This is a genomic window from Bacillus cereus group sp. MYBK108-1, from assembly GCF_051917185.1.
Taxonomy (GTDB): Bacteria; Bacillota; Bacilli; order Bacillales; family Bacillaceae_G; genus Bacillus_A; species Bacillus_A cereus.
Window position 1 is genome coordinate 53,619 of record NZ_JBQAHZ010000003.1, and the last position, 24,985, is coordinate 78,603.

A 24,985-nucleotide genomic window follows, 5' to 3' on the forward strand; every position below is an offset into this window, starting at 1 on the left:
TTTTCTATATTCTAGGCTGACAAATTGGGCAGTAATGCGTTCCTCGCCCGCCAACAACTGTTTTTTCTAATATCGTGCCACAAGTTACGCACGGCTCTCCTTTTTTCCCATATACATTTAGGAGTTCTTGGAACGAACCAATTTGCCCTTGTGAGTTGATATACGTCCGAATTGTACTTCCGCCACGCTTTACTGCTTCGCCTAGCGTTGTAACGGTAGCCTCATAAATTCGCTCAATTTCTTCTACTGTTAAAGACGAAGCTTCTCGTTCTGGATGAATTTGAGAACGGAATAAAACTTCATCTACATATATATTTCCAAGCCCTACTAAAAGACGCTGGTCCAGTAGCACAACTTTTATTTTACGATTTGTCTTTTGTAATCTTTCTTGTAAATACTGCGGTGTCATTTCAGCATCAAATGGCTCCGGACCTAAGTCAGCAAGAGGCATTTGGTTCATTTCTTCACCTTTCTTAAAGAGATGCATCGTACCAAACTTTCTCACATCTTTATAATGTAATTCCGTTCCATCTGTAAATAAGAAACGGACGTGCGTATGTTTATCAATCGGCTCATCCTCTTGATGTAATAAAAACTTACCTTCCATACGCAAATGTGAAACAATGACATAATTCGTTACATATAAAAGCAAAAACTTTCCTCTTCGCTTTATATTTTCAATCTTCTCGCCTTTTAGCATTTCTTTAAAGATTTCTGCATCATCCGGTCGTTTCACTATTTTTGGATAAGTAACAATAATATCTTCAATCGTTTTTCCTGTTACAAGATTTTCAAGTGTCCGTCTGACGTTTTCAACCTCTGGTAATTCAGGCATTTCATCACTTCCTTATTTTGCGTCGTACCAAGTTGGACCGTAAGAATAATCAACTTTCAGCGGAACTGCAAGTTCAATCGCATGTTCCATTACTTCAGGTACAAGCTGCTCTAATTTTTCGATTTCTTCTTTTGGTGCTTCAAATATTAATTCATCGTGTACTTGCAGAAGAAGACGCGCTTGTAATCCTTCTTCTTCTAAACGATCTGCCATAATAATCATCGCTTTTTTAATAATATCTGCTGCAGTACCTTGAATTGGTGTATTCATCGCTGTACGCTCAGCGAAGCTACGCAAGTTAAAATTACGACTCGTAATTTCTGGAATATAACGGCGACGATTTAATAATGTAGCTACATATCCTTTTTGTTTCGCATCTTTTACGATGTCCTCCATGTATTCTTGTACACCAGGGAAACTTTCTAAATACTTTTCAATAAATTCCGCTGCTGCTTTTCTTGTAATTCCTAAGTTTTGTGAAAGACCATAATCACTAATACCATACACAATTCCGAAGTTAACAGCTTTCGCTTGTCGTCTCATATTTGAAGTTACTTCATCTTTTTCAACGCCAAATACATCCATAGCTGTTTTCGTATGAATATCCATGTCATGTTGGAACGCTTCAACTAGCCCTTTATCATTTGCAATATGAGCTAATACACGCAGTTCGATTTGTGAATAATCAGCCGCATACATAATCCATGCTTCTTCTGATGGAACAAATGCCTGACGAATCTTTCTTCCTTCTTCTAATCGAATCGGGATATTTTGCAAGTTCGGATCCGTTGAACTTAATCGACCTGTTTGCGTTAACACTTGATTAAAGCGAGTATGAATTTTAGATGAATCTTCATGTACAACTTTCAGTAAACCTTCAATGTAAGTTGAATTTAGTTTCCCTAATTGACGATAATGTAAAATATTTGGAATAATTTCATGGTGATTCATAAGCTTATCTAGTACATCAGCTGACGTAGAATAACCTGTTTTCGTCTTTTTAATAACCGGTAAGTTTAAGTTCTCAAACAGAATAACACCAAGCTGCTTCGGTGAATTAATATTAAACTCTGTTCCCGCAAGCTTATAGATTTCCTGTTCCATTTCCTTTAATCTACCCGCAAGTTCTTCTCCCATATTACGAAGACGCTCTGTATCAACTTTTACACCCTTTACTTCCATATCAGCTAATACACGTGCAAGCGGCAATTCTAACTCTGTAAACAGTTCATATTGCTCATTCTTCTTTAACTCTTCAACGAATGTTTGCTTTACATCATATAATACATGCACTTTACGAGCCACATGCTCCGCGACTACCTTTAACTCTGGAACAGCACGCTTCGCACCTTTTCCGTAAACTTCTTCATCTGATTTCACAGCATGCGTTTCTTTCATTTTCGCTACAGTACGGAAATCTTTATCTGTATCAGCCGGGTCAAGTAAATAAGCAGCGATTAATAGATCAAAGTCAATCCCTTGCATATCTATCCCATTCCATTTCAGTGCAACGATTGCACGCTTCGCATCAAATGTATGCTTTCTCATTTCTCCATCTGCAAGCCACTCTTTAAAAGCATCTGACTTAAGAGCAATGTCTGTCTGAATAAAGTAACATCCATTTTCATTTTGAATACCGAAACCTTGAATGTCTGCTTTATGATAGTTATCTTCTTGTACTTCAACGATAAGCGCACTATCTTGCTGAAGCATTTCTTCTGTAACTTCTTCCACAATATCAAATGTAATATCATCTAATTCAGCTGGAGCTGTTTCTTCTGGCGTAACGCCTAATTTATTTAAAAGAGATGTAAATCCTAAACTCTCGAACATTGGAATGACATCACTTGCTTCATATCCTTTATACGCCATATCATCCACATGAACTGTAATCGGCGCATCTGTAATAATAGTTGCAAGATCCTTACTCATAAGAGCTTGTTCTTTATTTTCTTCCAGTTTTTCTTTTAATTTCTTCCCACTTACTTGATCTATATTTTCATACACCGCTTCAACCGTTCCAAACTGTGTTAACAATTTAATTGCCGTTTTTTCACCAACTCCTGGTACACCCGGTATATTATCTGACTGGTCTCCCATTAAACCTTTCATATCGATAATTTGCTTTGGTGATAAGCTGTATTTTTCAAATAAAGCTTCTTTCGTATATTCATCCACTTCTGTAATCCCTTTTCGCGGAATACATACAAGCGTGTTATCAGAAACAAGTTGAAGTAAATCTTTATCTCCTGAAATAACTTTTACACTCGCCCCTTGCTCACTCGCTTCTTTCGCTAACGTTCCCATGATGTCATCCGCTTCATAATTTTCTAATTCATAACGCGGTACATTGAACGCATCCAGCATCTCACGAATAAACGGGAACTGCTCTGATAATTCAGGTGGAGTCTTTTGACGTCCTCCTTTATACTCACTATACGTTTTATGACGGAACGTTGTTTTGCCTGCATCAAACGCCACTAACATATGAGTTGGCTTTTCTTCCTCTAATATTCTCATTAACATCATTGTAAAACCGTAAATTGCGTTCGTATGTATACCTTTGTCGTTATTTAAAAGCGGTAGTGCAAAGAAAGCACGATACGCGATATTATTACCATCTACTAATACGACCTTTTTTTCCAAAATTGAAACCTCCCCATACAAATTTGAAATGATTTTTTTCACAGAAAAAAACCGTTCCTTTCCTCTCTCTATATTAACATGACTAATAGAGAGAAGAAAAATAACGGCTATTTTCTTTCATATATAAAACAGACTTATATTGGCATAAAGGGAAGTGACGAGAACAGCTTAACTATTCTCGTCCAAAATTACTCCTTGGATGAAGGGGTTTTCATGTATTATATTAACAGAGCTTTATTAATATTTAATTAAGCCATTGTTAATATATTGTAAACATCCTTCATCCTATTTTTCAGTTGCTGATTTCGGTAAAACAACTGTAAACGTTGTCCCTTCTCCAACTTCACTATCTACTGTAATCGTACCTTGATGCGCCTCAACTAAATGCTTTACGATCGACAATCCAAGGCCGGTACCACCAGTATTTCTACTTCTTGCTTTATCCACCCGGTAGAAACGTTCAAAAATACGCGGAATTTCCTCTTTACTAATACCAATTCCAGTATCCGATACTTTTATATAAGCATTATATTTATCTTCCGCTAACTCTACTGAAACAACGCCTCCAGCCGGTGTATATACGATTGCGTTATTAATTAAATTAATAAAGATTTGTTTCAAACGACTTGGATCTCCAATAACAGAGGCACGTTTTAATACATTAACTTGTAAAGAGATTTCTTTTTCTCCTGCTTTATTATCAAGTACCATATGAATATCTTCAAGCAGCCCCTTCATATCAACGGTTCCCATATTTAATTTAAATCCTTGTTGTTCGATCTTCGACAAATCTAATAAATCTTCAATTAATCCTTGCATGCGCTCACTTTCTTTTAAAATAATGTGCAAGAAATGTTCGCAGAATTTTTTATTATCCATCGCTCCGTCTAAGAGTGTTTCTGAAAAACCTTTAATAGAAGTAATCGGTGTCTTTAATTCATGAGAAACATTCGCTAAAAAGTCTTTTCTCATTTGTTCTAATTTCTTTAACTCTGTTATGTCATGGAATACGAGAACAATCCCTTTCCATTCATGGTTTGTCCCGATAATCGGCGCTCCATATACTTCGAAATGCTTCCGTTCAATTCCAAGTGGCAATAACATTTGTTTACGCACTTTCACTTCTGTCATAAAGATTTCTTCTACAAGCTCAATAATTTCTGTATGATGAAACGATTCATAATATAAGCGATCTAAATATTCTTCATCTGTTACGTGGAAAGTTTCCTTATAAGAGCGGTTTACAAGGTTTATATATCCTCGGCTATCAATTAAAATCATTCCGCTTCCCATATTTTCAATTAACGTATGCAGACGATCTTGCTGCATTTCTTGTTCAAGTGTCATCTCTTGTAAATTTCGAGCTAAAATATTAATCGCTTTACTCAGCATCCCTGTTTCATCCGAATGACTTTCGTATGCACGTGCTTTATAATTGCCCTTTGCCAATTCAATTGCAACTTTCGTAACCGATTCAATTGGCCTAATATATTGCCCTGTAATTTTCATACCTAAAAATACAACTACGAGACAAGCAATGACAAATCCGATAATTAATAATCCCCACGTTTTTTGATGTACGTCTCTTAAAGGATCAATTATACTTTTCACCAAAATGTATCCTTGTTTTCCTTCTACATCTTGAACGAACACCGCATGATAAAATTCATTCTTTCGATCCGTTTCTTTCGTAATCACTTTACTTCGTTGTTTTGCCACTTCCGAAGAAAGTTCTTTAATCGTCTCTGGACTAAATGCCAATTCTTGTCCTTTTCTATATTGAACTTTCTTTTTTTCATCCAAAAATACGATAGAAGCTGGTATTTTTTCTTCTAACTTTTCAAATACGTATGGGTTTTTTAAGACATTATCAAAACCTTGCTCTTCTGCTAACGTCGCAACATACTCTGTCTCTTTTACCATTCTCTCTTTAGCATGATCTATATAGTAGTTTTCAAACACAGTTTCTAGTAATAAACCTAGTCCAACTAAAATAAATACAATAAGAGAAACAAATGTAAAAAGAAGCCTGGAACGAAATTTATTCATTCCCTTTTGGCTCCTCTAATTTATATCCTAAACCACGTATCGTTTTAATGTACGTCGGTTTTTTCGTATTTTGTTCAATTTTATCGCGCAAATGGCTAATATGAACATCAACAATTCGTGTATCACCAGCAAAATCGTAATTCCATACAGCACTTAGTAATTGATCACGTGTCAACACGCGACTTTTATTTTTCGCAAGATACACAAGTAGTTCAAATTCTTTTGGTGTTAATTCAAGCTTTCTTCCTTGGAAATAAGCCTCATAAAATTCCGGTAAAATTTTAAGTTCTGCAATTGTGATGCTATCTTCATCTGGCGCTTCTGCAACTTGTTCTTCTTGTTGTAATTTCGTACGACGCAAAATCGCCTTCACACGAGCAACAACTTCTCTTGGACTAAATGGCTTTGTCATATAATCATCCGCCCCAAGTTCAAGGCCTAGCACCTTATCAAACTCATCATCTTTTGCCGTTAACATTAAAATCGGCGTCATAACGCGCTGCAATCGTAATTCTTTACACACTTCCATACCATCCATTTTCGGAAGCATTAAATCTAATATAATTAAATCTGGGCGTTCTGTTGTCGCTTTTTGAAGCGCCATTTCTCCATCCATCGCTGTTATAACTTCAAACCCAGCTTGTTGTAAATTAAATTCGATTAAAGTTAAGATAAATTCCTCATCATCAACTACTAAAATACGATTGTTCATTCTTTTCCTCCAAGTTATAGACTTGAAACCTTCTTCATCCTAGTATTTTCCCCGTTATTCTCATCATACTAGAAAACAAGGTCCCTCTCAATATAATTGTCTATTCATGGGTTCAGATTATGCCATTGTTATTACTCATTCACTTCCATTAACGTGTTGTTATCCATACTTTATACACATCTATATTTTCATTCCATTCTACTTCCGTATGAATATTAAATTCTCGATTTTGCGCTAGAAAAAAAGAAAGAGCATACGCTATTTTATAGTCTAGTGTTTCATATCCATCAAATAGTCTTCCATACATTTCATTCGCAACCCCGTCCGCCCATACTTCAGCTTCTCTTATCGTTTCAAAGATAATGTCTTCTCTCTTCCACTTCACCTTAAAAACCCCCCCCTTTAATTCACTTTAATTACCAACCAATATATCATTAATTTTAATATACAAATAATCGCGAATATTACTACCTATTTTAACTTTAGCAGTCACATGTATCCTTGCTTTTAACGCTCCGAGCTGGGATACGATTAAAACGGGGTGCTCAGAATTTGCTGAAGGGTTCAAAGAAGGATTCTTCAACTAAAAATAGCGCTAGCATCCTTATTAAAGGTATGCTAGCGCTATTCATATTTTCATCTTTTAAAAATTATCTAATGCTTTTTCCATAATAGAAACAGATTTAAAAGGTGGCGTTACTGTTAACGAACCTTTCACAACAGTTTCTCCTTTTTCATCATGAGCAGATACAAGCATATCAATTGTATGTTCCTCCTCAGAAACAGCCACAACTTCAAAGTGGATTTGTAACGTTTCATAATGGTGAACATGTTTCACGAATGTCAGGTCCTTTCTCGTAATATGACTTCCTGGACCCGGTAAATATTTCGTAACCGCCGTTGTAATCATTCCCGTTAGCATAATGCTTGGTACAATCGGCTTTTCATACGGAGTTTGGGATGCGTAATCATGCTGAATATATAATGGATTGGCATCATTCGTTAACCCTAAGTACAATAACAAATCTTTATCCTCAATTTTTTCAGTGATAGATAATTTCTCTCCTACTGTAATTTCATCCATTTTACGACCAATTTGAACTTTTTTCTTTAACATGTTACAACCCCCTCCGATTTTTTCACCTTATTATCCTACTAAAAGCGATACCTTATCCGAAATTTACTATGATGAGGGCAATGTATAGTATAAATCTACAGTTTCATTATAGGATATTACAAATGATAGCGTTTTCATATTATTTCAAAAAAACAATTCGGTAAATAGTAGAAAAAGATTCGGAATCCCGAATCTTTTTCACTACTATTCAATTATTAAACAAGAACTTTCATTACATTACGTACAGATTCTACAGAGCGATCTAACGCTTCTTTTTCATCTGCAAGAAGTTCTAATTCAATAATTTTTTCAATTCCGTTACCACCTAGAATTACTGGTACCCCTAAGTAAAGGTCACTATAACCATACTCACCTTCAAGGTACGCAATAGCTGGTAATATACGGCGTTGATCTTTTAAGATTGCTTCTGTCATTTCAACTAAAGAAGCTGCTGGTGCGTAATATGCACTACCGTTTCCTAATAAGCCTACAATCTCACCGCCACCTTTACGTGTACGTTCTACGATTGCTTCTAAACGCTCTTTCGGAATTAACGTTTCTAACGGAATACCGCCTGCATAAGAATAACGCACAAGAGGTACCATGTCGTCACCGTGTCCGCCAAGAACAAATCCTGTAATGTCTTTGACAGAAAGATTTAATTCTTGTGCGATGAATGTACGGAAACGAGCTGTATCTAATACACCCGATTGGCCGATTACACGCTCTTTCGGGAATCCTGCTTCTTTAAATACAGAATATGTCATTGCATCAACTGGATTTGTTAACACAACAATAATTGCATTTGGTGAATGTTTTGCAATGTCGCGCGTAATACTTTTCATAATTTTAGAGTTTGTTGCTACTAAGTCATCACGGCTCATACCAGGCTTACGTGCAATACCTGCTGTAATAACGACAACGTCAGAATCAGCAGTATCTGCGTAATCAGATGTTCCAATAATGTTAGCATCAAAACCTTGTACTGGGCTCGCTTCTAACATATCTAACGCTTTCCCTTTTGTTGGATTTTCCAGTTGTGGAATGTCCACTAATACAACATCTGCAAGTTCTTTTTGTGCTAATAAGAATGCCGTTGTTGCCCCTGTAAACCCTGCACCGATGACTGAAACCTTCTTGCGTTTGATTGTCATAATTTACCCCCCGCTTTAATTATGCGTTTTTGATTATCGCTACATCCATGTTTTTAATAAGTTCATTAGCGAACTCAGAACATTTCACTTCTGTTGCACCTTCCATTAAGCGTGCGAAATCATAAGTTACTACTTTTGAAGCAATTGTTTTCTCAACAGAAGCAGTTACTAATTTCGCAGCTTCGTTCCATCCTAAGTGTTCTAATAATAATACACCTGAAAGAAGAACAGAAGATGGGTTTACTTTATCTAAACCTGCATATTTTGGAGCTGTACCGTGTGTAGCTTCAAAGATAGCATGTCCAGTCACATAGTTAATGTTTGCACCAGGTGCAATACCAATTCCACCTACTTGTGCAGCAAGTGCATCAGAGATATAGTCACCATTTAAGTTCATTGTTGCAACAACATCGAACTCACGTGGACGAGTTAAAATTTGTTGTAAGAAGATGTCTGCAATAGAATCTTTTACGATGATTTTTCCAGCCACTTCAGCGTCTGCCATCGCTTTATTCGCTGCATCTTTACCATCTTTTTCAACGATACGATCGTATTCAGCCCAAGTAAATACTTTGTCGCCGAATTCTTGTTCCGCTACTTCGTAACCCCAGTTTTTGAAAGCACCTTCTGTAAATTTCATAATGTTTCCTTTATGAACTAATGTAACAGAAGAGCGTTTTTCGTTAATTGCATATTGAATTGCAGCACGAACAAGACGCTTTGTCCCTTCTTCTGAAATTGGCTTAATACCAATACCAGATGTTTCTGGGAAGCGGATTTTATTAACACCCATTGCTTCTTTTAAGAAAGCAAGAACTTTTTCTGCTTCTGGAGATCCTTGCGCATATTCAATTCCAGCATAAATGTCTTCTGTATTTTCACGGAAAATAACCATATCAGTATCTTCCGGACGTTTTACAGGTGAAGGAACACCTTCAAAATAACGAACTGGACGTAGACATACATATAAATCTAATTCTTGACGAAGTGCTACGTTTAGAGAACGAATACCACCGCCAACTGGAGTTGTAAGTGGACCTTTAATCGCGATTAAATATTCACGAATTAAGTTTAAAGTTTCTTCTGGTAACCACTCGCCTGTTTGGTTGAATGCTTTTTCCCCTGCAAGCACTTCTTTCCAAACGATTTTCTTCTCACCATCATAAGCTTTTTCAACTGCTGCTTCTAGTACGCGAGATGCAGCTGCCCAAATATCAGGACCAATTCCATCTCCCTCGATAAATGGAATAATCGGATTGTTTGGTACATTCATAACACCATTAGTTACAGTAATTTTTTCACCTGTCGTCAATGTGATAACCCCCATGTTTGAAATTTCATATGTATGAAACTGAGGGAATAACCCCTCAGTTCAAACCGTTAGTCAAATTAAAATATTCTAATCATTACATCTTTCCGAAAAAATCAGACTTTTGAAAGCGTATTTTCACTATCAAAATAGTGTTATTCGCTTATCGTTGTGCAATTGGAACATACACTTGATGCGTTGGTCCATTATAATCAGCACGCGGACGAATTAAACGGTTGTTTTCATATTGTTCTAGAATATGAGCTAACCAGCCTGACATACGGCTAATTGCAAAAATAGGTGTAAATAAGTCATGGTCAATTCCTAAACAATGGTATACAGAAGCTGAATAGAAATCAACATTTGGTGGAAGACCTTTTTCTTTTGTTACAATGTCTTCAATTTTGATAGACATATTATACCATTTCTCTTCTCCTAAAAGCACGCATAATCTCTTAGACATTTCACGTAAGTGTTTTGCACGTGGATCACCCTGCTCATACACACGGTGGCCAAAGCCCATGATTTTCACTTTATTTTGAAGAGCATTATGAATATATGACTCTACATTTTCTTCTTCACCAATCTCAGTTAACATCTTCATTACATTTTCATTTGCCCCACCGTGAAGAGGACCTTTTAATGCACCGATTGCTGCTGTAATACCAGAATATACATCTGAAAGTGTAGCTACGCAAACACGTGCAGTAAATGTAGAAGCGTTTAACTCATGATCTGCATGAAGTACAAGCGCCTTATCAAAAGCTTCAATTTCAACTTCATTTGGCTCGCGATCATTTAACATGTACAAGAAGTTTGCAGCTAATGATAAATCCTTTCTTGGCTCAACAATATCTAAACCTTTACGGATTCTCGCGTAAGCAGCAACTAAAGTTCCGACTTGCGCCTGTAATTTAACCGCTTTCAAATAATTGGACTTTTCATCCATAATTTCAGCGCTCTCATCGTATAATGATAGCATGGAAATTGCAGTTCGTAAAACAGACATCGGATGTGCAATTTTTAAATCTACTTGTTTCAAATATGTTAAAATCTCACCTGGAACTTTATAGTATTCTGATACAATTTCATTAAATTCCGCTAGTTCTTTTTCATTAGGAAGCTTGCGGTGCCATAATAAGTACACTACTTCTTCAAACGTAGCATTCTCAGCTAAATCATCAATATTATACCCAACATAAGTTAATGTATCATCAATAATAGAGCTCACAGATGATGTTGTTGCTACTACCCCTTCTAAACCTCGAATAACAGTCATGACATTCTCTCCTTTTCCTGAAAATTCTCCCAACCTTGCTCCTTATATCTATTTGCTCCCCTTATGAATTATGAACGCCCGTTCACTCTTTAGGCAAGCAAAATGCACGATCATGCAAATTTGTTGCGATGTTCCCCTCTTATTGTCCATTGTCTACATGGAAAGCATGAGCGTGAATGTCTCCCCGAATCCTCACGCTCAAAACAACAAGTTAGTGAGGAAAATACATTCCGAAGAGTTTTATGATAAAAACAACATAAAACAATATCATTATAAAATTGTTTTATGTTGTTTTTATTTTATCTGGTGTAAAGTCTCTGCTGTTATGTAACTTTTCAAAGTTTCTAATCCTATTATAAACAATTATCTGACTTTTGTGAACAGAAAGAATTCAAAAATTTTATATTACTATAAAATTCCTTATTTAAACATTTGTATAATACTCATAACCGCATAGGCAATTCCAGCCCCAATTAACGGACCAACAGCAACCCCATTAAATAGCGCAACCGCTATAATTGTCCCAAAAACAAGCGCAGTTGTAATGTGAGGATCCGTTGTCAACAATTGTACGCCGCCTTTCGCTAACAAAGCGACCGCTACACCTGAAGCTAAAGCAATCCACGCATAATAAGATTTTGCCGCTTCTCCAAGTTGTTTAAAACCTATTTCCCCCGTCGCAATCGGTACGAGCACCGCTATTGTAATGACCGTTACACCTAGGTTAATTCCTTTCGTTTGTAAATAAGGAAAGACCTTATCTCCTAAAAACGTAAACTTCAATAAAAATAACACACCAATAGCCACAGTAAGCGATTGGTTTTTCGCAATAAGTCCTATAATAAGTAGTATGAATAAAAATAACGTTGACTGACTAATCATGTTTGCACTTCCTTTCTGAAAATAATGAACTCATTTCCAAACAAAAATACCTTTAAACCTATCGTTATACATGATATATCGATGCCTATTCAACATGAATCACTTCATTTTTTATGTATTTTAAAATGATAAATTGAGACTTTCACCATAAAAATTTAAGCGTGTATACATTTTAAAAAACAGGCGTCTCTTCTTTCCTTTCTAATTAGAAACAGGTAAAATAAAAAGAAGAGAAAATGAAGTTTTTACCATATAGTAGAAGCATCAACACCAAGCTTTCACAGTCACTCACATACTGAAAAAGCAGGAAAAATCCATCATTCCACTATAACATAAAGTGAAACTTTAATCAGTGGGGCACACTCGTTATAAGTTGAACGAATTAGGATAATCCAAATTGGAATGGGAGGTATACATCTTTGAACCGAAACTTACTATATATGATATTGCGACTCATATTTGTCATTGTAGCAACGGTAGCTGGGTTTTATGTATTACTATACATGTCAGGGCTTATCTATCCTTTTATTATCGCTTTTGCATTTGCTTATTTGATTAATCCTGTCGTCAATTTCCTTAATCAAAAACTACAATTTCCTCGCGCACTAGCAGTACTCGTTAGCTTAATTCTCGTATTTGGAGCTATCGTTGGACTTGTTACATATCTTGTGACTGAAGCAATATCTGCCACAACATACTTACTACAACTTGTTACAGTAAAGTTTCCAGATATCGTTACATTCGCTCAGCAATTTGCACTTAATCATATTATGCCTCTCTACGATGATTTAATCTCTAAATTTAATCATCTTGGAGAACCACAGCGCTATACAATTACACAAAACATTCAAAACTTAGGAACAGAAGCGACAACACAAATGAAAGAACTTTTAACCGCCATTATAAGCGGGTTAACGAATTTCATTAGTGCACTGCCAACAACTTTAACTGTCCTTGTATTCATTTTATTAGCCACTTTCTTCATTAGTTACGATTGGCACCGTCTTGCTCAGAAAGCAAGAAAATTGCTACCGAATCGTGTACATGGCTATGGAAAAACTATTTTTGTCGACTTAAGAAAAGCTTTGTTTGGTTTTGTGAAAGCACAACTTACACTCGTATCTATGACAACTGTCATTGTACTAATCGGGCTTTTAATATTACGCGTACCATACGCCATTACTATCGCGATTATTACAGGGGTTGTAGATTTACTACCATATTTAGGAACAGGCGCAGTCTTTGTTCCATGGGTTATATACGTATTTTTCACTGGCGATACCGCATTCGCCATTGGTCTTCTCATTTTATACATCGTCGTGATTGTCCAAAGACAAATTATGGAGCCGAAAGTACTTTCATCTAACATCGGTCTCGATCCATTAGCAACACTCGTCGCTCTATTTGTCGGCTTTAAACTTTTTGGCTTTTTAGGATTAATCATCGGCCCAGTCACCTTAGTACTACTTAATACATTACACAAAGCTAATGTCTTCCATGACTTGTGGAAATATATTAAAGGTTCACCTTCAAAATAATAGTTTCTAATTCATACACAACAAAAAACTTACCTGTAATCAGTGGGAAATTCCCACTGATTATTCCTTGTACTTATTTTTCATACTTATTACAAAAAACAAGAGAATTGCACTCAAAAAAGATAATTCTCTTGTTTTTTTGCATGAAAAACGCATATTCCGTGGTGTTTTTACATATTTATTCTGTTTATTTTATAATTATCATTTACATTTATTACTTTTTATGTAAATGAATAAATATACAAAATAGCATAAAATAAGACTTCAACTAACAATCTCCGCCTTTTTATATGAATTTTTCACACCAATCGTTCCTCTATATAAGAAAGCAAAACTTTAATTTAGCAGTGTTTCCCTCCATCTTATTCATCTAAATTAATAGCACTAAAAAATCACAAGTTTAATCGAAGTACACACAAGAGTTCAAACGAAAATTATATAGCAAATATAATAAGCGAACGTTTTGTTCATCCCCACTCATCATTCGCCCCACATCAGACACTTACGAGCAGCCCAGCTTTGAGATAGAAATTCCACCCCACAAATAGCGCGGTAAAACAAAGCTTCAATCAGCAAGTTCCTCTCCTTTTACAAGACAAAAAAATAGCACTTAGATTTCTACAATCTAAGTGCTATTTCTGAATAATAATAGTAGAATTCTTTCTAAATTTCCATTCCATCCACTTCATAACAAGCGGCTTCAATAAAGCTCTCGTAATAGGGATCACGCAGATAAACCCTAGCATATCTGTCACATACCCAGGAAGCACTAAGAGAATACCTCCTACAAATACAAAAATACCATCTAGTACCGCCTCACCTGGCATTTCCCCTCTATTCAACTTAGATTGAATCTCTCCAAGCACTTTAAACCCTTGTCTTTTCGCCAAATACACACCTACAACACCTGTAAATACAATCATAGCGAACGTAGACCATAAACCTATTACATGACTTGATCCAATTAAGACCGTAATCTCAATCGCCGGTATTAAAATAAACAAGAATAGTAACCACTTCATAGTTCTACACCTCTCTCACATCTCACTTTTAACGCCCTCACAATGCCTATATACATCATATGAAATATAGATACCCTTTCATATTAAAACCCATAACAAACAGCTTTTAAAAGCAATTCTAGGCGCTTTAAGCTAATTTTATCTCGTTTTTGTGTAAAAAAAAGAGAAGGACTCCGATCCTTCTCTCCGTATTACTTATAGCACTTCCGCATGTCCATTATAAACAATTCCGCGTGCTGCATCAACTGTTACTTCTTGGCCATTTTTTAAAGTTGCTGTTACGCCGTTTACACCAACGATAACAGGAATACCGATTGATACACCTACAACAGCTGCATGGCTTGTTAAGCCACCTTCTTCTACAACTAAAGCTGCAGCTTTTTCGATTGCAGGAATCATATCTTTATCAGTGCTTGTTGTAACAAGGATATCACCTTCGTTTACGTTCGCTACAGCTTCAGCAGCTGTTTTTGCTACAACTACTTTACCTTTTGCAGCTTTACGACCGATTCCTTGTCCTTTAGCAATTTCTTCACCAACAACGTGGATTTTCATTAAGTTTGTTGTACCAGTTTCAGCAACTGGAACACCAGCAGTAATCACTACAGTATCTCCAAGTCCGATTAGGCCTGCATCCATACCTGTTTGAATTGCTGTATCTAACATTTCGTCAGTTGAAGCTGCGCGCTTCTCAGCCATAAATGCTTGTACACCCCAAACAAGTGCAAGACGACGTCCTACTTGCTCGTCAGATGTTACAGCTACGATTGGAGATTTTGGACGGTATTTAGAGATCATTTTCGCAGTATATCCACTTTCTGTTGGAGCTACGATTGCAGCTACATCAAGAGCAAGTGCTGTATGTGCAACAGATTGGCTAATTGCATCTGTAATTGTTGGAGTGAACTCTTTAATACGTTTTTTGAACATATCTTCATATTGTAATGATTTTTCAACACGTACCGCAATGTTAGCCATCATTGTTACTGCTTCTACTGGGTATTGTCCAGCAGCTGTTTCACCTGAAAGCATGATTGCATCTGTACCATCGAAGATTGCGTTAGCTACGTCACTTGCTTCCGCACGAGTTGGACGTGGGTTACGTTGCATAGAATCTAACATTTGTGTTGCAGTAATAACTGGTTTACCTAACACGTTACATTTTTTAATTAGACGTTTTTGTACTAACGGTACTTCTTCTGGTGGAATTTCTACACCCATGTCACCACGAGCTACCATTAAACCGTCAGAAACTTCTAAGATTGAATCGATGTTGTCGATACCTTCTTGGTTTTCGATTTTTGGTACGATTTGAATGTATTGAGCGTTATGCTCTTCTAATAATTCACGGATTTCTAATACGTCAGACGCTTTACGTACGAATGAAGCTGCAATGAAATCAACTTTTTGCTCGATACCGAAGATGATATCTTTTACGTCTTTTTCAGTGATACCAGGAAGCTTAATGCTTACGTTTGGTACGTTAACACCTTTTTTATTTTTTACAGTTCCGCTGTTAAGAACTTTTGTACGGATGTTTCCATCAGCTTTTTCGATTACTTCTAGTTCGATAAGACCGTCATCGATTAGAATACGAGAACCTGGGTCTACATCGTCATAAAGACCAGCATAAGATACAGAGAACTTCTCTGCAGTACCTAATACTTGCTCAGTAGAAAGAACTACTTCTGCACCTGTTACAAGCTCAGCTTGTCCGTCTACGAAGTCGTGAGTACGGATTTCTGGACCTTTTGTATCAAGTAAGATACCAACTGTTTTACCAGTTTTCTTTGAAGCTTCACGAATGTTTTTAATACGAGCTCCGTGCTCTTCATGGCTACCATGAGAGAAGTTTAAACGAGCAACGTTCATACCTGCTTCGATTAATTGCTCTAATTTTTCAATACTTTCACTAGCAGGACCTATAGTACATACAATTTTAGTTTTACGCATATTGCACCTCCGAAAATTATGAAACCGTTCCCAAATATCTGACATTACGCCGATTAGATGGATAATTCTTTAGATAATTGATACATGTCTTTATCGATTGTATGCTTTTGAGCTAACGCTTCGATAATGTCATGATCAACAAGTTTGTTATCTTGAATACCTACACAACGTCCGCCTTTACCAGCAATTAATAATTCAACTGCTCTTGCGCCAAGACGACTTGCTAATACACGGTCTTGTGCACTTGGTGATCCACCACGTTGTACGTGACCTAATACAGTTACACGAGTATCAAAGTTTGTTGCTTCTTCAATGTGCTTACCGATGTCAATTGCACTTCCAACACCTTCAGCTACAACGATAATACTGTGTTTTTTACCACGTTCACTACCACGCTTCAGACGAGCGATAACATCATCCATGTCATACTCTTCTTCTGGAATTAAGATCGTTTCCGCACCATCAGCTAAACCAGCCCATAATGCGATATCACCAGCGTGACGTCCCATTACTTCGATAACATATGTACGTTCATGAGATGTAGCTGTGTCACGAATTTTATCAATTGCATCAATAACAGTGTTTAAAGCTGTATCGAAACCAATTGTGAAGTCTGTTCCAGGGATATCATTGTCGATTGTACCTGGTACACCAACACATGGGAATCCTTGTTCAGTTAATTTTTTAGCGCCTTGGTAAGAACCATCTCCACCAATAACAACAAGTCCTTCGATACCGTGTTTCTTTAATTGCTCGATACCTTTTAGTCGTACTTCTGGATCTTTAAACTCAGGACATCTTGCTGTATATAATTTTGTACCACCGCGGTGGATAATATCGCCAACAGAACCAAGTTCTAATTTTTCAATGTGACCAGAAATTAATCCAGCGTATCCATGGTAAATACCATATACTTCAATATCATGGAAAATCGCTTTACGAACAACTGCACGAATGGCAGCATTCATACCAGGTGAATCTCCACCACTTGTTAATACACCAATACGTTTCATTTGTACTCACCTCATAAAGATTATTTGCCTTATAATAAAATAACACGAAAAAATATAAAAATACAATGGAGAAGATGTGTCTTTTCATAATAAAAACGTGCATTCGCGAAGTGGAACGCACGCTTTTCTTATTTTATCCAAATGGAAGCGTTTGAAAACGAAACTTGCCCAATTTTCATATATTTTTCATAACGTTTTTCGATTAATTCATCTTTCGAAATTCCGTTTAATTGTTCAAAAGTTTTTCGAATCATTAAGTCTATATTTTCTGACTGTTTCAAAATATTACGGTGAGCTCCGCCTCTTGCTTCTGGAATAATTTCGTCAATTACACCTAATTCTTTCAAATCTGCTGCTGTAATTTTCATTGCCTCTGCAGCTTCCTTTGCTTTTCCTGCATCTTTCCAAAGAATTGCCGCTGCACCCTCTGGTGTAATAACAGAATAAGTGGAATTTTCTAGCATATGAATGTAATCTCCAACTCCAAGGCCTAGCGCACCACCACTACCACCTTCGCCGATAACGATACAAATAACAGGTACCGTTAAACCTGCCATTTCAAATAAATTGCGGGCGATAGCTTCACTTTGACCACGTTCTTCAGCAGCTTTACCAGGATAAGCTCCTTTCGTATCAATAAAACAAATAATAGGACGATTGAACTTTTCCGCCTGCTTCATTAAACGTAATGCTTTTCGATATCCTTCTGGATGAGGCATTCCAAAGTTACGGCGAATATTTTCTTTCGTATCTTTTCCGCGCTGATGCCCAATTACAGTTACAGGCATCCCTTTATATTTCGCAATGCCGCCGACAATCGCTGCATCATCGCCAAATAGACGATCTCCATGACATTCGAAAAAATCAGTAAATAAGTGCTCAATATAATCGAGCGTTGTCGGTCGTTCTGCATGACGAGCAATTTGAACACGGTCCCATACTTTCAGATTGCCGTATATATCTTCCTCTAAATTTTCTAGCTTTTCTTCCAAAATACGAATCTCCTCACTGAAGTCCATCTGGCTGTTTTTCGTATAGTCTTTCAGTTCACGAATCTTATTTCTTAGCTCAACAACTGGTTTTTCAAATTCTAGCTCTGCCATACAGCCATTTCCCCTCCTTGATGAACTTCTAAAATCTTGCGAAGTGATTCTCTCATATCATCACGATGCACCACCGCATCTAATTGACCATGATCTAGTAAGAATTCTGCCGTTTGGAAATCTTCTGGTAGTTTCTCACGCACCGTTTGTTCAATTACACGTCTACCAGCAAATCCGATAAGTGCACCTGGTTCTGCAAGATTATAATCACCAAGTGAAGCGAAACTCGCTGAAACCCCGCCCGTCGTTGGGTGAGTCATAACAGAAATAAATAATCCTCCTGCATTACTATGCTTTTTCAAAGCTACGCTTGTTTTTGCCATTTGCATTAAACTTAATATACCTTCTTGCATACGGGCACCACCCGAAGCAGTAAAGATAATAAATGGAACTTGTAAGTCGTACGCCTTTTCAACCGCACGGGCGATTTTTTCTCCTACTACAGAGCCCATGCTCCCCATTCGAAAACGAGAATCCATTACTGCAACAACAACAAGCATGTCATCAATTGTTCCTTCACCAGTTACAACCGCTTCGTTCAATTCAGTCTTCTTACGATCGCTCTCTAGTTTCTCTTCATAACCTGGAAACTCGAGTGGATTTAATGAAACCATTTCTTTGTCATACTCACGGAATGACCCTTCGTCCAATATACTATCAAGACGTTCCCATGCATTCATAGGATGATGATATCCACAATTCACACATACTTTTAAATTTTTTAGAAGTTCTTTCGTATACATGATTTTTTTACATTCCGGACATTTTGTCATAACGCCATCTGGTACATCTTTTCGTACTTGTTCTGAAGGTATTGCAGCGTACTTTTTCTTTTTCACGAATAAATCTCTTAGCACAATTTGACCCCCTTCGTTGAGAGCTAAGGTTAGCGTAAGAAGAAAATGGGGCTAACACCAAAGTTTGATGTTAGCCTTATCTTCTCAATCTGTCTAATAACCTCACTCTTTACGTTTAACTTTAACCGCTACGCGGTAGAATGTTTGTCATAACGTGTCATGGTCATTTCGACAAATTTTATACATTACGAGTGAAACTGTATATTCTCTACTAATTCATCGTAAATTTTTAGTGCATCATTTTCTTGTTTTTCTTCCAAAGTAGCATAAAGCTTTCTATACATATCGATAGAATCTCTTGAAACTTTACAAGAAAGAGTTGCTACGTAATCATTTACGATCATCCAAATGCGATATAGTAAATAATTATCGACTTGTTCAATAAGTGTTTTAAAGAACGTTTGATGAAGCGTTGGGACTGAGCTTTCATTTCCTTCAAGTACTTGGTGTAATCTACTTAGTACTTTAGAAAACGTTTCTTTCGGTAAATTACATACAATTCGAATCATATCTTTCTCAAGTAATCGTTTCGTTTGTAATAAATCACGAATTGTTTTCTCATCTTGCAATAAGAACGGAGCAATTAATTGTACAAGACCGTTATCATAAAAGTTTCGAATAAACGTCCCTTCACCACGTCTCGTTTCAATCAATCCTACCAGTTCTAAAGCACGCAATGCTTCTCTTACAGAGGAACGTCCTACGTTTAAGCGTGAACTTAACTCACGCTCAGACGGCAAACGATCCCCCGCCACCAAACCATCCTCTTCCATAATGGAACGGATTTTTTTTACAATTTCGAGATATACTTTTGTATTTGATGATGTCAATGGAAATTCCTCGCTTATTCTTTACCAATCAGCGCTAATTGTTTTGTTTTTTCAGCGATCTCATTTGGATCTACTTGACGGCGAGCTACTCCTGTCTCCATTGCTGCTTTTGCAACGTAAGCCGCTACTTGAGGCGCTACACGCGCGTCAAATGGTGCCGGAATGATATAGTCTGCATTTAACTCATCTTCTGCTACAAGCTCAGCAATAGCCTGTACAGCTGCCATCTTCATTTCTTCGTTAATTTGTGTCGCATGTACGTCAAGTGCACCGCGGAAAATACCAGGGAACGCCAGTACATTATTTACTTGGTTCGGGAAGTCAGAACGACCTGTTCCAACAACAGCTGCGCCCGCTGCTTTTGCCAATTCTGGCATAATTTCTGGAACTGGATTCGCCATTGCAAAAATAATCGCATCGTCATTCATTGTACGAACCATCTCTTCTGTTAATGCACCTTCTGCAGATACACCAATGAATACGTCCGCACCTTGTACAACATCAGCTAAAGAACCTTCTATACGATTCTTATTTGTATATTTTGCAACTTCATCCTTCACCGGATTCATACCTGTAGGACGACCATCATAGATTGCGCCTTTACGGTCACACATAATAATGTCGCGTACACCATAGCGATATAAAAGTTTAATAATTGCAATACCTGCTGCACCTGCGCCATTTGCGACAACTTTAATGTCAGACATTTTCTTTCCAACTAATTTCAGTGCATTTACAAGACCTGCTACTGTTACAATAGCTGTTCCGTGTTGATCATCATGGAAGATAGGAATATTTGTTTCTTTTTTCAAACGCTCTTCAATAATGAAGCAGTTTGGTGCTGCGATATCTTCTAAGTTAACGCCGCCAAAAGTTGGCTCCATTAATTTTACAGTTTCAACAATTTTATCTACATCGTTTGTATTTAAGGCAATTGGGAATGCATCTACACCAGCAAAGCTCTTGAATAATACAGCTTTACCTTCCATTACTGGAAGAGATGCTTCAGGTCCAATGTTACCAAGACCAAGTACAGCTGTTCCATCTGTCACAACTGCTACCATATTTCCCTTCATCGTATATTCATATACCTTACTTTTATCGTCATAAATTTCTTTACAAGGTTCTGCAACCCCTGGAGAATATGCAAGACTTAAATCTTTTGCATTTTCTACTTTTACTTTTGATACAGTTTCTAATTTTCCTTGATGCACTTTATGCATGTGAAGTGCTTCTTCACGAAGTGTTGACAAACTATCCACTCTCCTCAAATTATTCTTGCTGATATCAATTTCTCCAAGTGGTCTGACCACGAACACTACTACTATAATAATCGAAGTGTAGGGAAATTGTCCATTATATTTTCACAACTACATTTTCTTCCCCGACAATTTCACGAAGTGCTCCTAAACATTCTTCACTTGGATGAATCGATAAACTCCGAGATAATTGTACCATTTTATGTTCCTTTTCATAATAAATTAGTACTTTCGCAAAACCTGAATAGTCGAACAATATTTTCGTAACCTGATTTAAAAGCTTTTTCTCATACTGAGACGGCAATTTCACGTAAACAGATGCGTCTTTCTTTTCTTCATAAACATCCATTTCCTCTAGCGGATATAGTCCATTTACAATCCATTGCAGCTTATGATTTCTTAGCTCAATCGTACCGTCAACTAAAACAATTGCTCCTTCTTGCAACTTATCCGAGAAATGTATATACGTTTCCGGGAAGAGGACCGCTTCCATTTCATCATTTTGATCACAGAATGTAATAAATGCCATCTTTTGAAACTTTTTCGTACGAATCACTCTCACACTTGTTATATACACAATAGCTCTTTGTACTTTTTTCTTGTGTCGCATCGCCTGAGCGAGAGATGGAATTTCTAATTCTTTTGCTAACTTCACATATTGCGCTGTCGGATAACTTGATAAATAAAAGCCAAGCGCTTCCTTCTCTTTATTTAGTTGTTCAATAAAAGATAACCCTTCTCCTTGTACATATTTTGATTTTGGAACAGCATCTCCTAAATCACGTGCGAGATTCGCGTACTCTAACGCCCCTTTAATACTTTTCCATAAATTCGTTCTCGAAACACCAAAATCGTCAAAACATCCCGACCAGACGAAAGCTTCTAAATTACGCTCCGTTACGAACTTTGACGGCATACGAAGACAAAATTCAAATAAATCTTCGAACATTTTTTTCTCTCGTTCTTCTAATAATGCCGTCACTGTAGCCATTCCAATATTTCGGATCGAAAGTAAACTGTAACGTATCGCATTCCCTTCTATTTGGAAGTTGTAGCCACTCCTCTGAAGAGACGGTGGCAAAACGTGAAAACCTTTCCGCTTCGTTTCTCGTATATACTGTACAATCTTATCTTCATTTCCAATTGCGCTTGATAATAATGCCGTCATAAATTCCAGCGTATAATTCGCTTTCAAATAGGCAAGCTGATATCCGATCATACTGTAAGCTACAGCGTGACTTCGGTTAAAACCGTAATTCGCAAATCTTACAATTAAATCATAAATTTTCTCTGCGGATGTCTCATCATAACCATTTCGCAAACATCCTTGGACGAAATGCTTACGTTCCTGATCTAAAATATCACGATTTTTTTTACTCACCGCACGGCGCAGTAAATCTGCTTCTCCGAGCGAAAAACCAGCTAACTTCGATGCAATTTGCATAATTTGTTCTTGGTATACAATGACGCCGTATGTTCTTTCTAAAATCGGCTTTAAATCCGGATGTAAATATTCAATTTTTCTTTTTCCATGTTTCGATTCAATAAAAGTCGGTATCTGTTCCATCGGTCCTGGTCTGTATAACGAGTTAACAGCTACGATATCTTCAAACTCATTCGGTTTTAACCCGCGAAGTACATTTCGCATACCACCCGACTCAAGCTGGAATACACCTGTTGTATCCCCTCTCCCTAATAATTGGAACGTCTTTTCATCTTGAAGAGGTAAGTTTCTTATATCGATTTCTTTCCCTGTTTTGTTCGCGATAAATTTTATAATATTTTCAAGTAACGTTAAATTACGTAATCCTAAAAAGTCCATCTTAAGCAAACCAAGTTCTTCTAGCGCATCGGCTGGATATTGCGTAACATAAACATCGTTATGTCCTTCTTGAATTGCTACACTTCCTGTTAGCGGTTCTTGACTCATAATAACACCAGCCGCATGAATAGACGTATGACGTGGTAAACCTTCTACACGTTTTGCGATTTCAAATACACGCTCATGCAGAAGATTCCCTTGTATAAACTCACGAAGTGATTGTGATTCTTCATATGCATCTTTTAACGTTATACCAAGCTTTGATGGAATAAGTTTTGAAAATATATCAATATCTCGCGGCGGAAGCCCCATTACGCGAGCAATGTCTCTAATTGCCGCTTTTGCTGCAAGCGTACCAAACGTTACAATTTGCGCAACACGGAGCTGACCGTATTTATCTTTCACATATCGAATCATCTCATCACGTCTTACGTCTGGAAAATCAATATCAATATCGGGAAGCGTCACACGTTCAGGATTTAAAAACCTTTCAAATAATAGATCGTATTCAATTGGATCAATATCTGTAATTTCTAATACGTATGAAACGAGTGAACCAGCTGCCGATCCACGACCTGGTCCTGTTAGAATATGATTTTCATGTGCATACTTCATAAAATCCCATACGATGAGGAAATAATCACTAAATCCCATACGAGAAATAACATTTAATTCATGATCCAAACGCTTTATATGCACTTCTTTCGGTTCACCATATCGTTTCCGCAAACCTTCTTCACAAACACGACGCAAGTATATATCACTCGTTTCATTAGACGGAACAGGAAACTTCGGAAGTTGATTTACATGGAACGGTATTTCTACTTGGCAACGCTCTGCAATTTTTATTGTATTTTGGATTGCTTCCGGCGCATGGGAAAATAGTGCTTCCATTTCATCCGATGACTTTAAATAATACTGATCTGTTTTCAGCCTCGGCCTATCTGGATCAGTCATTTTCGTTCCACTTTCAACAGATAGTAAACATTCGTGAACAAGCGCGTCACTTTGATTGATATAGCGCACATCGTTTGTTGCAACGACTGGAATATTAACCCTACTAATAAATTCAGGTAGTTTCTCTTGTAAAAGCAACTCATCTTGAATCGCATGATGCTGCAAACTCATATAAAAATGGCCAAACATATTTTGATACGTGCGAGCTACTTCTTCAGCCTGACTCTCATTGTCTTCTAGTAATAATTGCTCAATTTCGCCATCTTTACCTGGTGAAATTGCAATTAATCCTTTCGCATAATGCGCAAGCCACTTCTTAGGAATACCTTCTTTGGACTTTGTCATAATACTGCTAGAAATCTTTAATAAATTTTGGTAGCCTATTTCATTCTCAGCAAGTAATACAAGCGGATAAGACCTTTCTTCTTCTTCACTAAAAATAGAAGCGGTTAATCCAATAACAGGCTGTATACCATGTTTCTTACATGCTTTATAAAACGGAATAACGCCATACATAACATTTTCATCCGTAATAGCCAGCGATGAAAAACCGAGTTCTTTCGCCCTGACTACAAGCTCATCAATTTTACAAGCACTTTTTAATAAACTAAAAACGGTTTGACATTGTAAATGCACAAACTTCACTGT

The 24,985-nt window shown here is 37.0% G+C and carries 19 protein-coding genes; 1 reads left to right on the forward strand and 18 read right to left on the reverse strand.

What is annotated here, in order from left to right; genetic code table 11:
• Nucleotides 1-4: 4 nt before the first annotated feature.
• From mutM to ACTFSL_RS06670, 10 genes are all read right to left on the reverse strand, one after another.
• Nucleotides 5-835 carry a DNA-formamidopyrimidine glycosylase gene (gene mutM / locus ACTFSL_RS06625; protein ID WP_440041404.1) on the reverse strand — a complete coding sequence of 277 codons (831 nt, stop codon included), beginning with the start codon at nt 833-835 and terminating at the stop codon, nt 5-7.
• A gap of 12 nt (nt 836-847) precedes the next feature.
• A complete protein-coding gene (polA, locus tag ACTFSL_RS06630) occupies nt 848-3,481 on the reverse strand; it encodes a DNA polymerase I (RefSeq protein WP_440041406.1) in 2,634 nt (877 codons plus the stop codon).
• A gap of 285 nt (nt 3,482-3,766) precedes the next feature.
• Nucleotides 3,767-5,530 carry a sensory box histidine kinase PhoR gene (gene phoR, locus ACTFSL_RS06635; RefSeq protein WP_001032106.1) on the reverse strand — a complete coding sequence of 588 codons (1,764 nt, stop codon included), beginning with the start codon at nt 5,528-5,530 and terminating at the stop codon, nt 3,767-3,769.
• Nucleotides 5,523-6,242, reverse strand: coding sequence for a two-component system response regulator PhoP (gene phoP, locus ACTFSL_RS06640; protein WP_001065220.1), 720 nt, complete (start codon nt 6,240-6,242; stop codon nt 5,523-5,525). The genes phoR and phoP overlap by 8 nt, the downstream gene beginning before the upstream one ends.
• A gap of 148 nt (nt 6,243-6,390) precedes the next feature.
• Nucleotides 6,391-6,627 carry a hypothetical protein gene (locus ACTFSL_RS06645; protein WP_440041408.1) on the reverse strand — a complete coding sequence of 79 codons (237 nt, stop codon included), beginning with the start codon at nt 6,625-6,627 and terminating at the stop codon, nt 6,391-6,393.
• 258 nt (nt 6,628-6,885) lie between these two features.
• A complete protein-coding gene (locus tag ACTFSL_RS06650) occupies nt 6,886-7,359 on the reverse strand; it encodes a MaoC family dehydratase (RefSeq protein WP_000914180.1) in 474 nt (157 codons plus the stop codon).
• A 215-nt stretch (nt 7,360-7,574) separates the two neighbouring features.
• Nucleotides 7,575-8,513 carry a malate dehydrogenase gene (gene mdh / locus ACTFSL_RS06655; RefSeq protein ID WP_000153230.1) on the reverse strand — a complete coding sequence of 313 codons (939 nt, stop codon included), beginning with the start codon at nt 8,511-8,513 and terminating at the stop codon, nt 7,575-7,577.
• Between the two features lie 19 nt (nt 8,514-8,532).
• Entirely contained in the window at nt 8,533-9,825 is a 1,293-nt protein-coding gene (icd, locus tag ACTFSL_RS06660; protein ID WP_000206898.1) for an NADP-dependent isocitrate dehydrogenase, read from the reverse strand.
• A gap of 160 nt (nt 9,826-9,985) precedes the next feature.
• Complete coding sequence (citZ, locus tag ACTFSL_RS06665; RefSeq protein WP_000503652.1) at nt 9,986-11,134, reverse strand: citrate synthase; 1,149 nt, start codon at nt 11,132-11,134, stop codon at nt 9,986-9,988.
• Nucleotides 11,135-11,521: 387 nt separating this feature from the next.
• Nucleotides 11,522-11,983: a DUF441 domain-containing protein gene (locus tag ACTFSL_RS06670; RefSeq protein WP_000625507.1), complete on the reverse strand. Its 462-nt coding sequence runs from the start codon at nt 11,981-11,983 to the stop codon at nt 11,522-11,524.
• A 419-nt stretch (nt 11,984-12,402) separates the two neighbouring features.
• Between ACTFSL_RS06670 and ytvI the strand changes: the two genes are divergently transcribed.
• Nucleotides 12,403-13,521, forward strand: a complete 1,119-nt coding sequence (gene ytvI, locus ACTFSL_RS06675) for a sporulation integral membrane protein YtvI (RefSeq protein WP_001081388.1) — start codon at nt 12,403-12,405, stop codon at nt 13,519-13,521.
• Between the two features lie 632 nt (nt 13,522-14,153).
• Here the strand turns inward: ytvI and ACTFSL_RS06680 are convergent.
• The 8 genes from ACTFSL_RS06680 to dnaE all read right to left on the reverse strand — a co-directional run bounded on the left by ACTFSL_RS06680 (nt 14,154) and on the right by dnaE (nt 24,982).
• Complete coding sequence (locus ACTFSL_RS06680; RefSeq protein WP_000871628.1) at nt 14,154-14,543, reverse strand: FxsA family protein; 390 nt, start codon at nt 14,541-14,543, stop codon at nt 14,154-14,156.
• 195 nt (nt 14,544-14,738) lie between these two features.
• A complete protein-coding gene (gene pyk, locus ACTFSL_RS06685) occupies nt 14,739-16,496 on the reverse strand; it encodes a pyruvate kinase (RefSeq protein ID WP_001232673.1) in 1,758 nt (585 codons plus the stop codon).
• 53 nt (nt 16,497-16,549) lie between these two features.
• Nucleotides 16,550-17,509: a 6-phosphofructokinase gene (pfkA, locus tag ACTFSL_RS06690; RefSeq protein WP_000821157.1), complete on the reverse strand. Its 960-nt coding sequence runs from the start codon at nt 17,507-17,509 to the stop codon at nt 16,550-16,552.
• Nucleotides 17,510-17,637: 128 nt separating this feature from the next.
• Complete coding sequence (gene accA / locus ACTFSL_RS06695) at nt 17,638-18,612, reverse strand: acetyl-CoA carboxylase carboxyl transferase subunit alpha (RefSeq protein WP_000818804.1); 975 nt, start codon at nt 18,610-18,612, stop codon at nt 17,638-17,640.
• Nucleotides 18,600-19,469 (reverse strand): acetyl-CoA carboxylase, carboxyltransferase subunit beta, encoded by an 870-nt coding sequence (gene accD, locus ACTFSL_RS06700; protein WP_000942856.1) that lies wholly within the window; start codon nt 19,467-19,469, stop codon nt 18,600-18,602. The genes accA and accD overlap by 13 nt, the downstream gene beginning before the upstream one ends.
• Nucleotides 19,470-19,654: 185 nt before the next feature.
• Entirely contained in the window at nt 19,655-20,299 is a 645-nt protein-coding gene (locus tag ACTFSL_RS06705) for a FadR/GntR family transcriptional regulator (RefSeq protein WP_000204448.1), read from the reverse strand.
• Nucleotides 20,300-20,313: 14 nt separating this feature from the next.
• Nucleotides 20,314-21,522 carry an NAD(P)-dependent malic enzyme gene (locus tag ACTFSL_RS06710; RefSeq protein ID WP_161508111.1) on the reverse strand — a complete coding sequence of 403 codons (1,209 nt, stop codon included), beginning with the start codon at nt 21,520-21,522 and terminating at the stop codon, nt 20,314-20,316.
• Nucleotides 21,523-21,655: 133 nt separating this feature from the next.
• On the reverse strand, nt 21,656-24,982 hold the full coding sequence (gene dnaE, locus ACTFSL_RS06715) for a DNA polymerase III subunit alpha (RefSeq protein WP_440013237.1): 3,327 nt from the start codon (nt 24,980-24,982) through the stop codon (nt 21,656-21,658).
• Nucleotides 24,983-24,985: the final 3 nt, after the last annotated feature.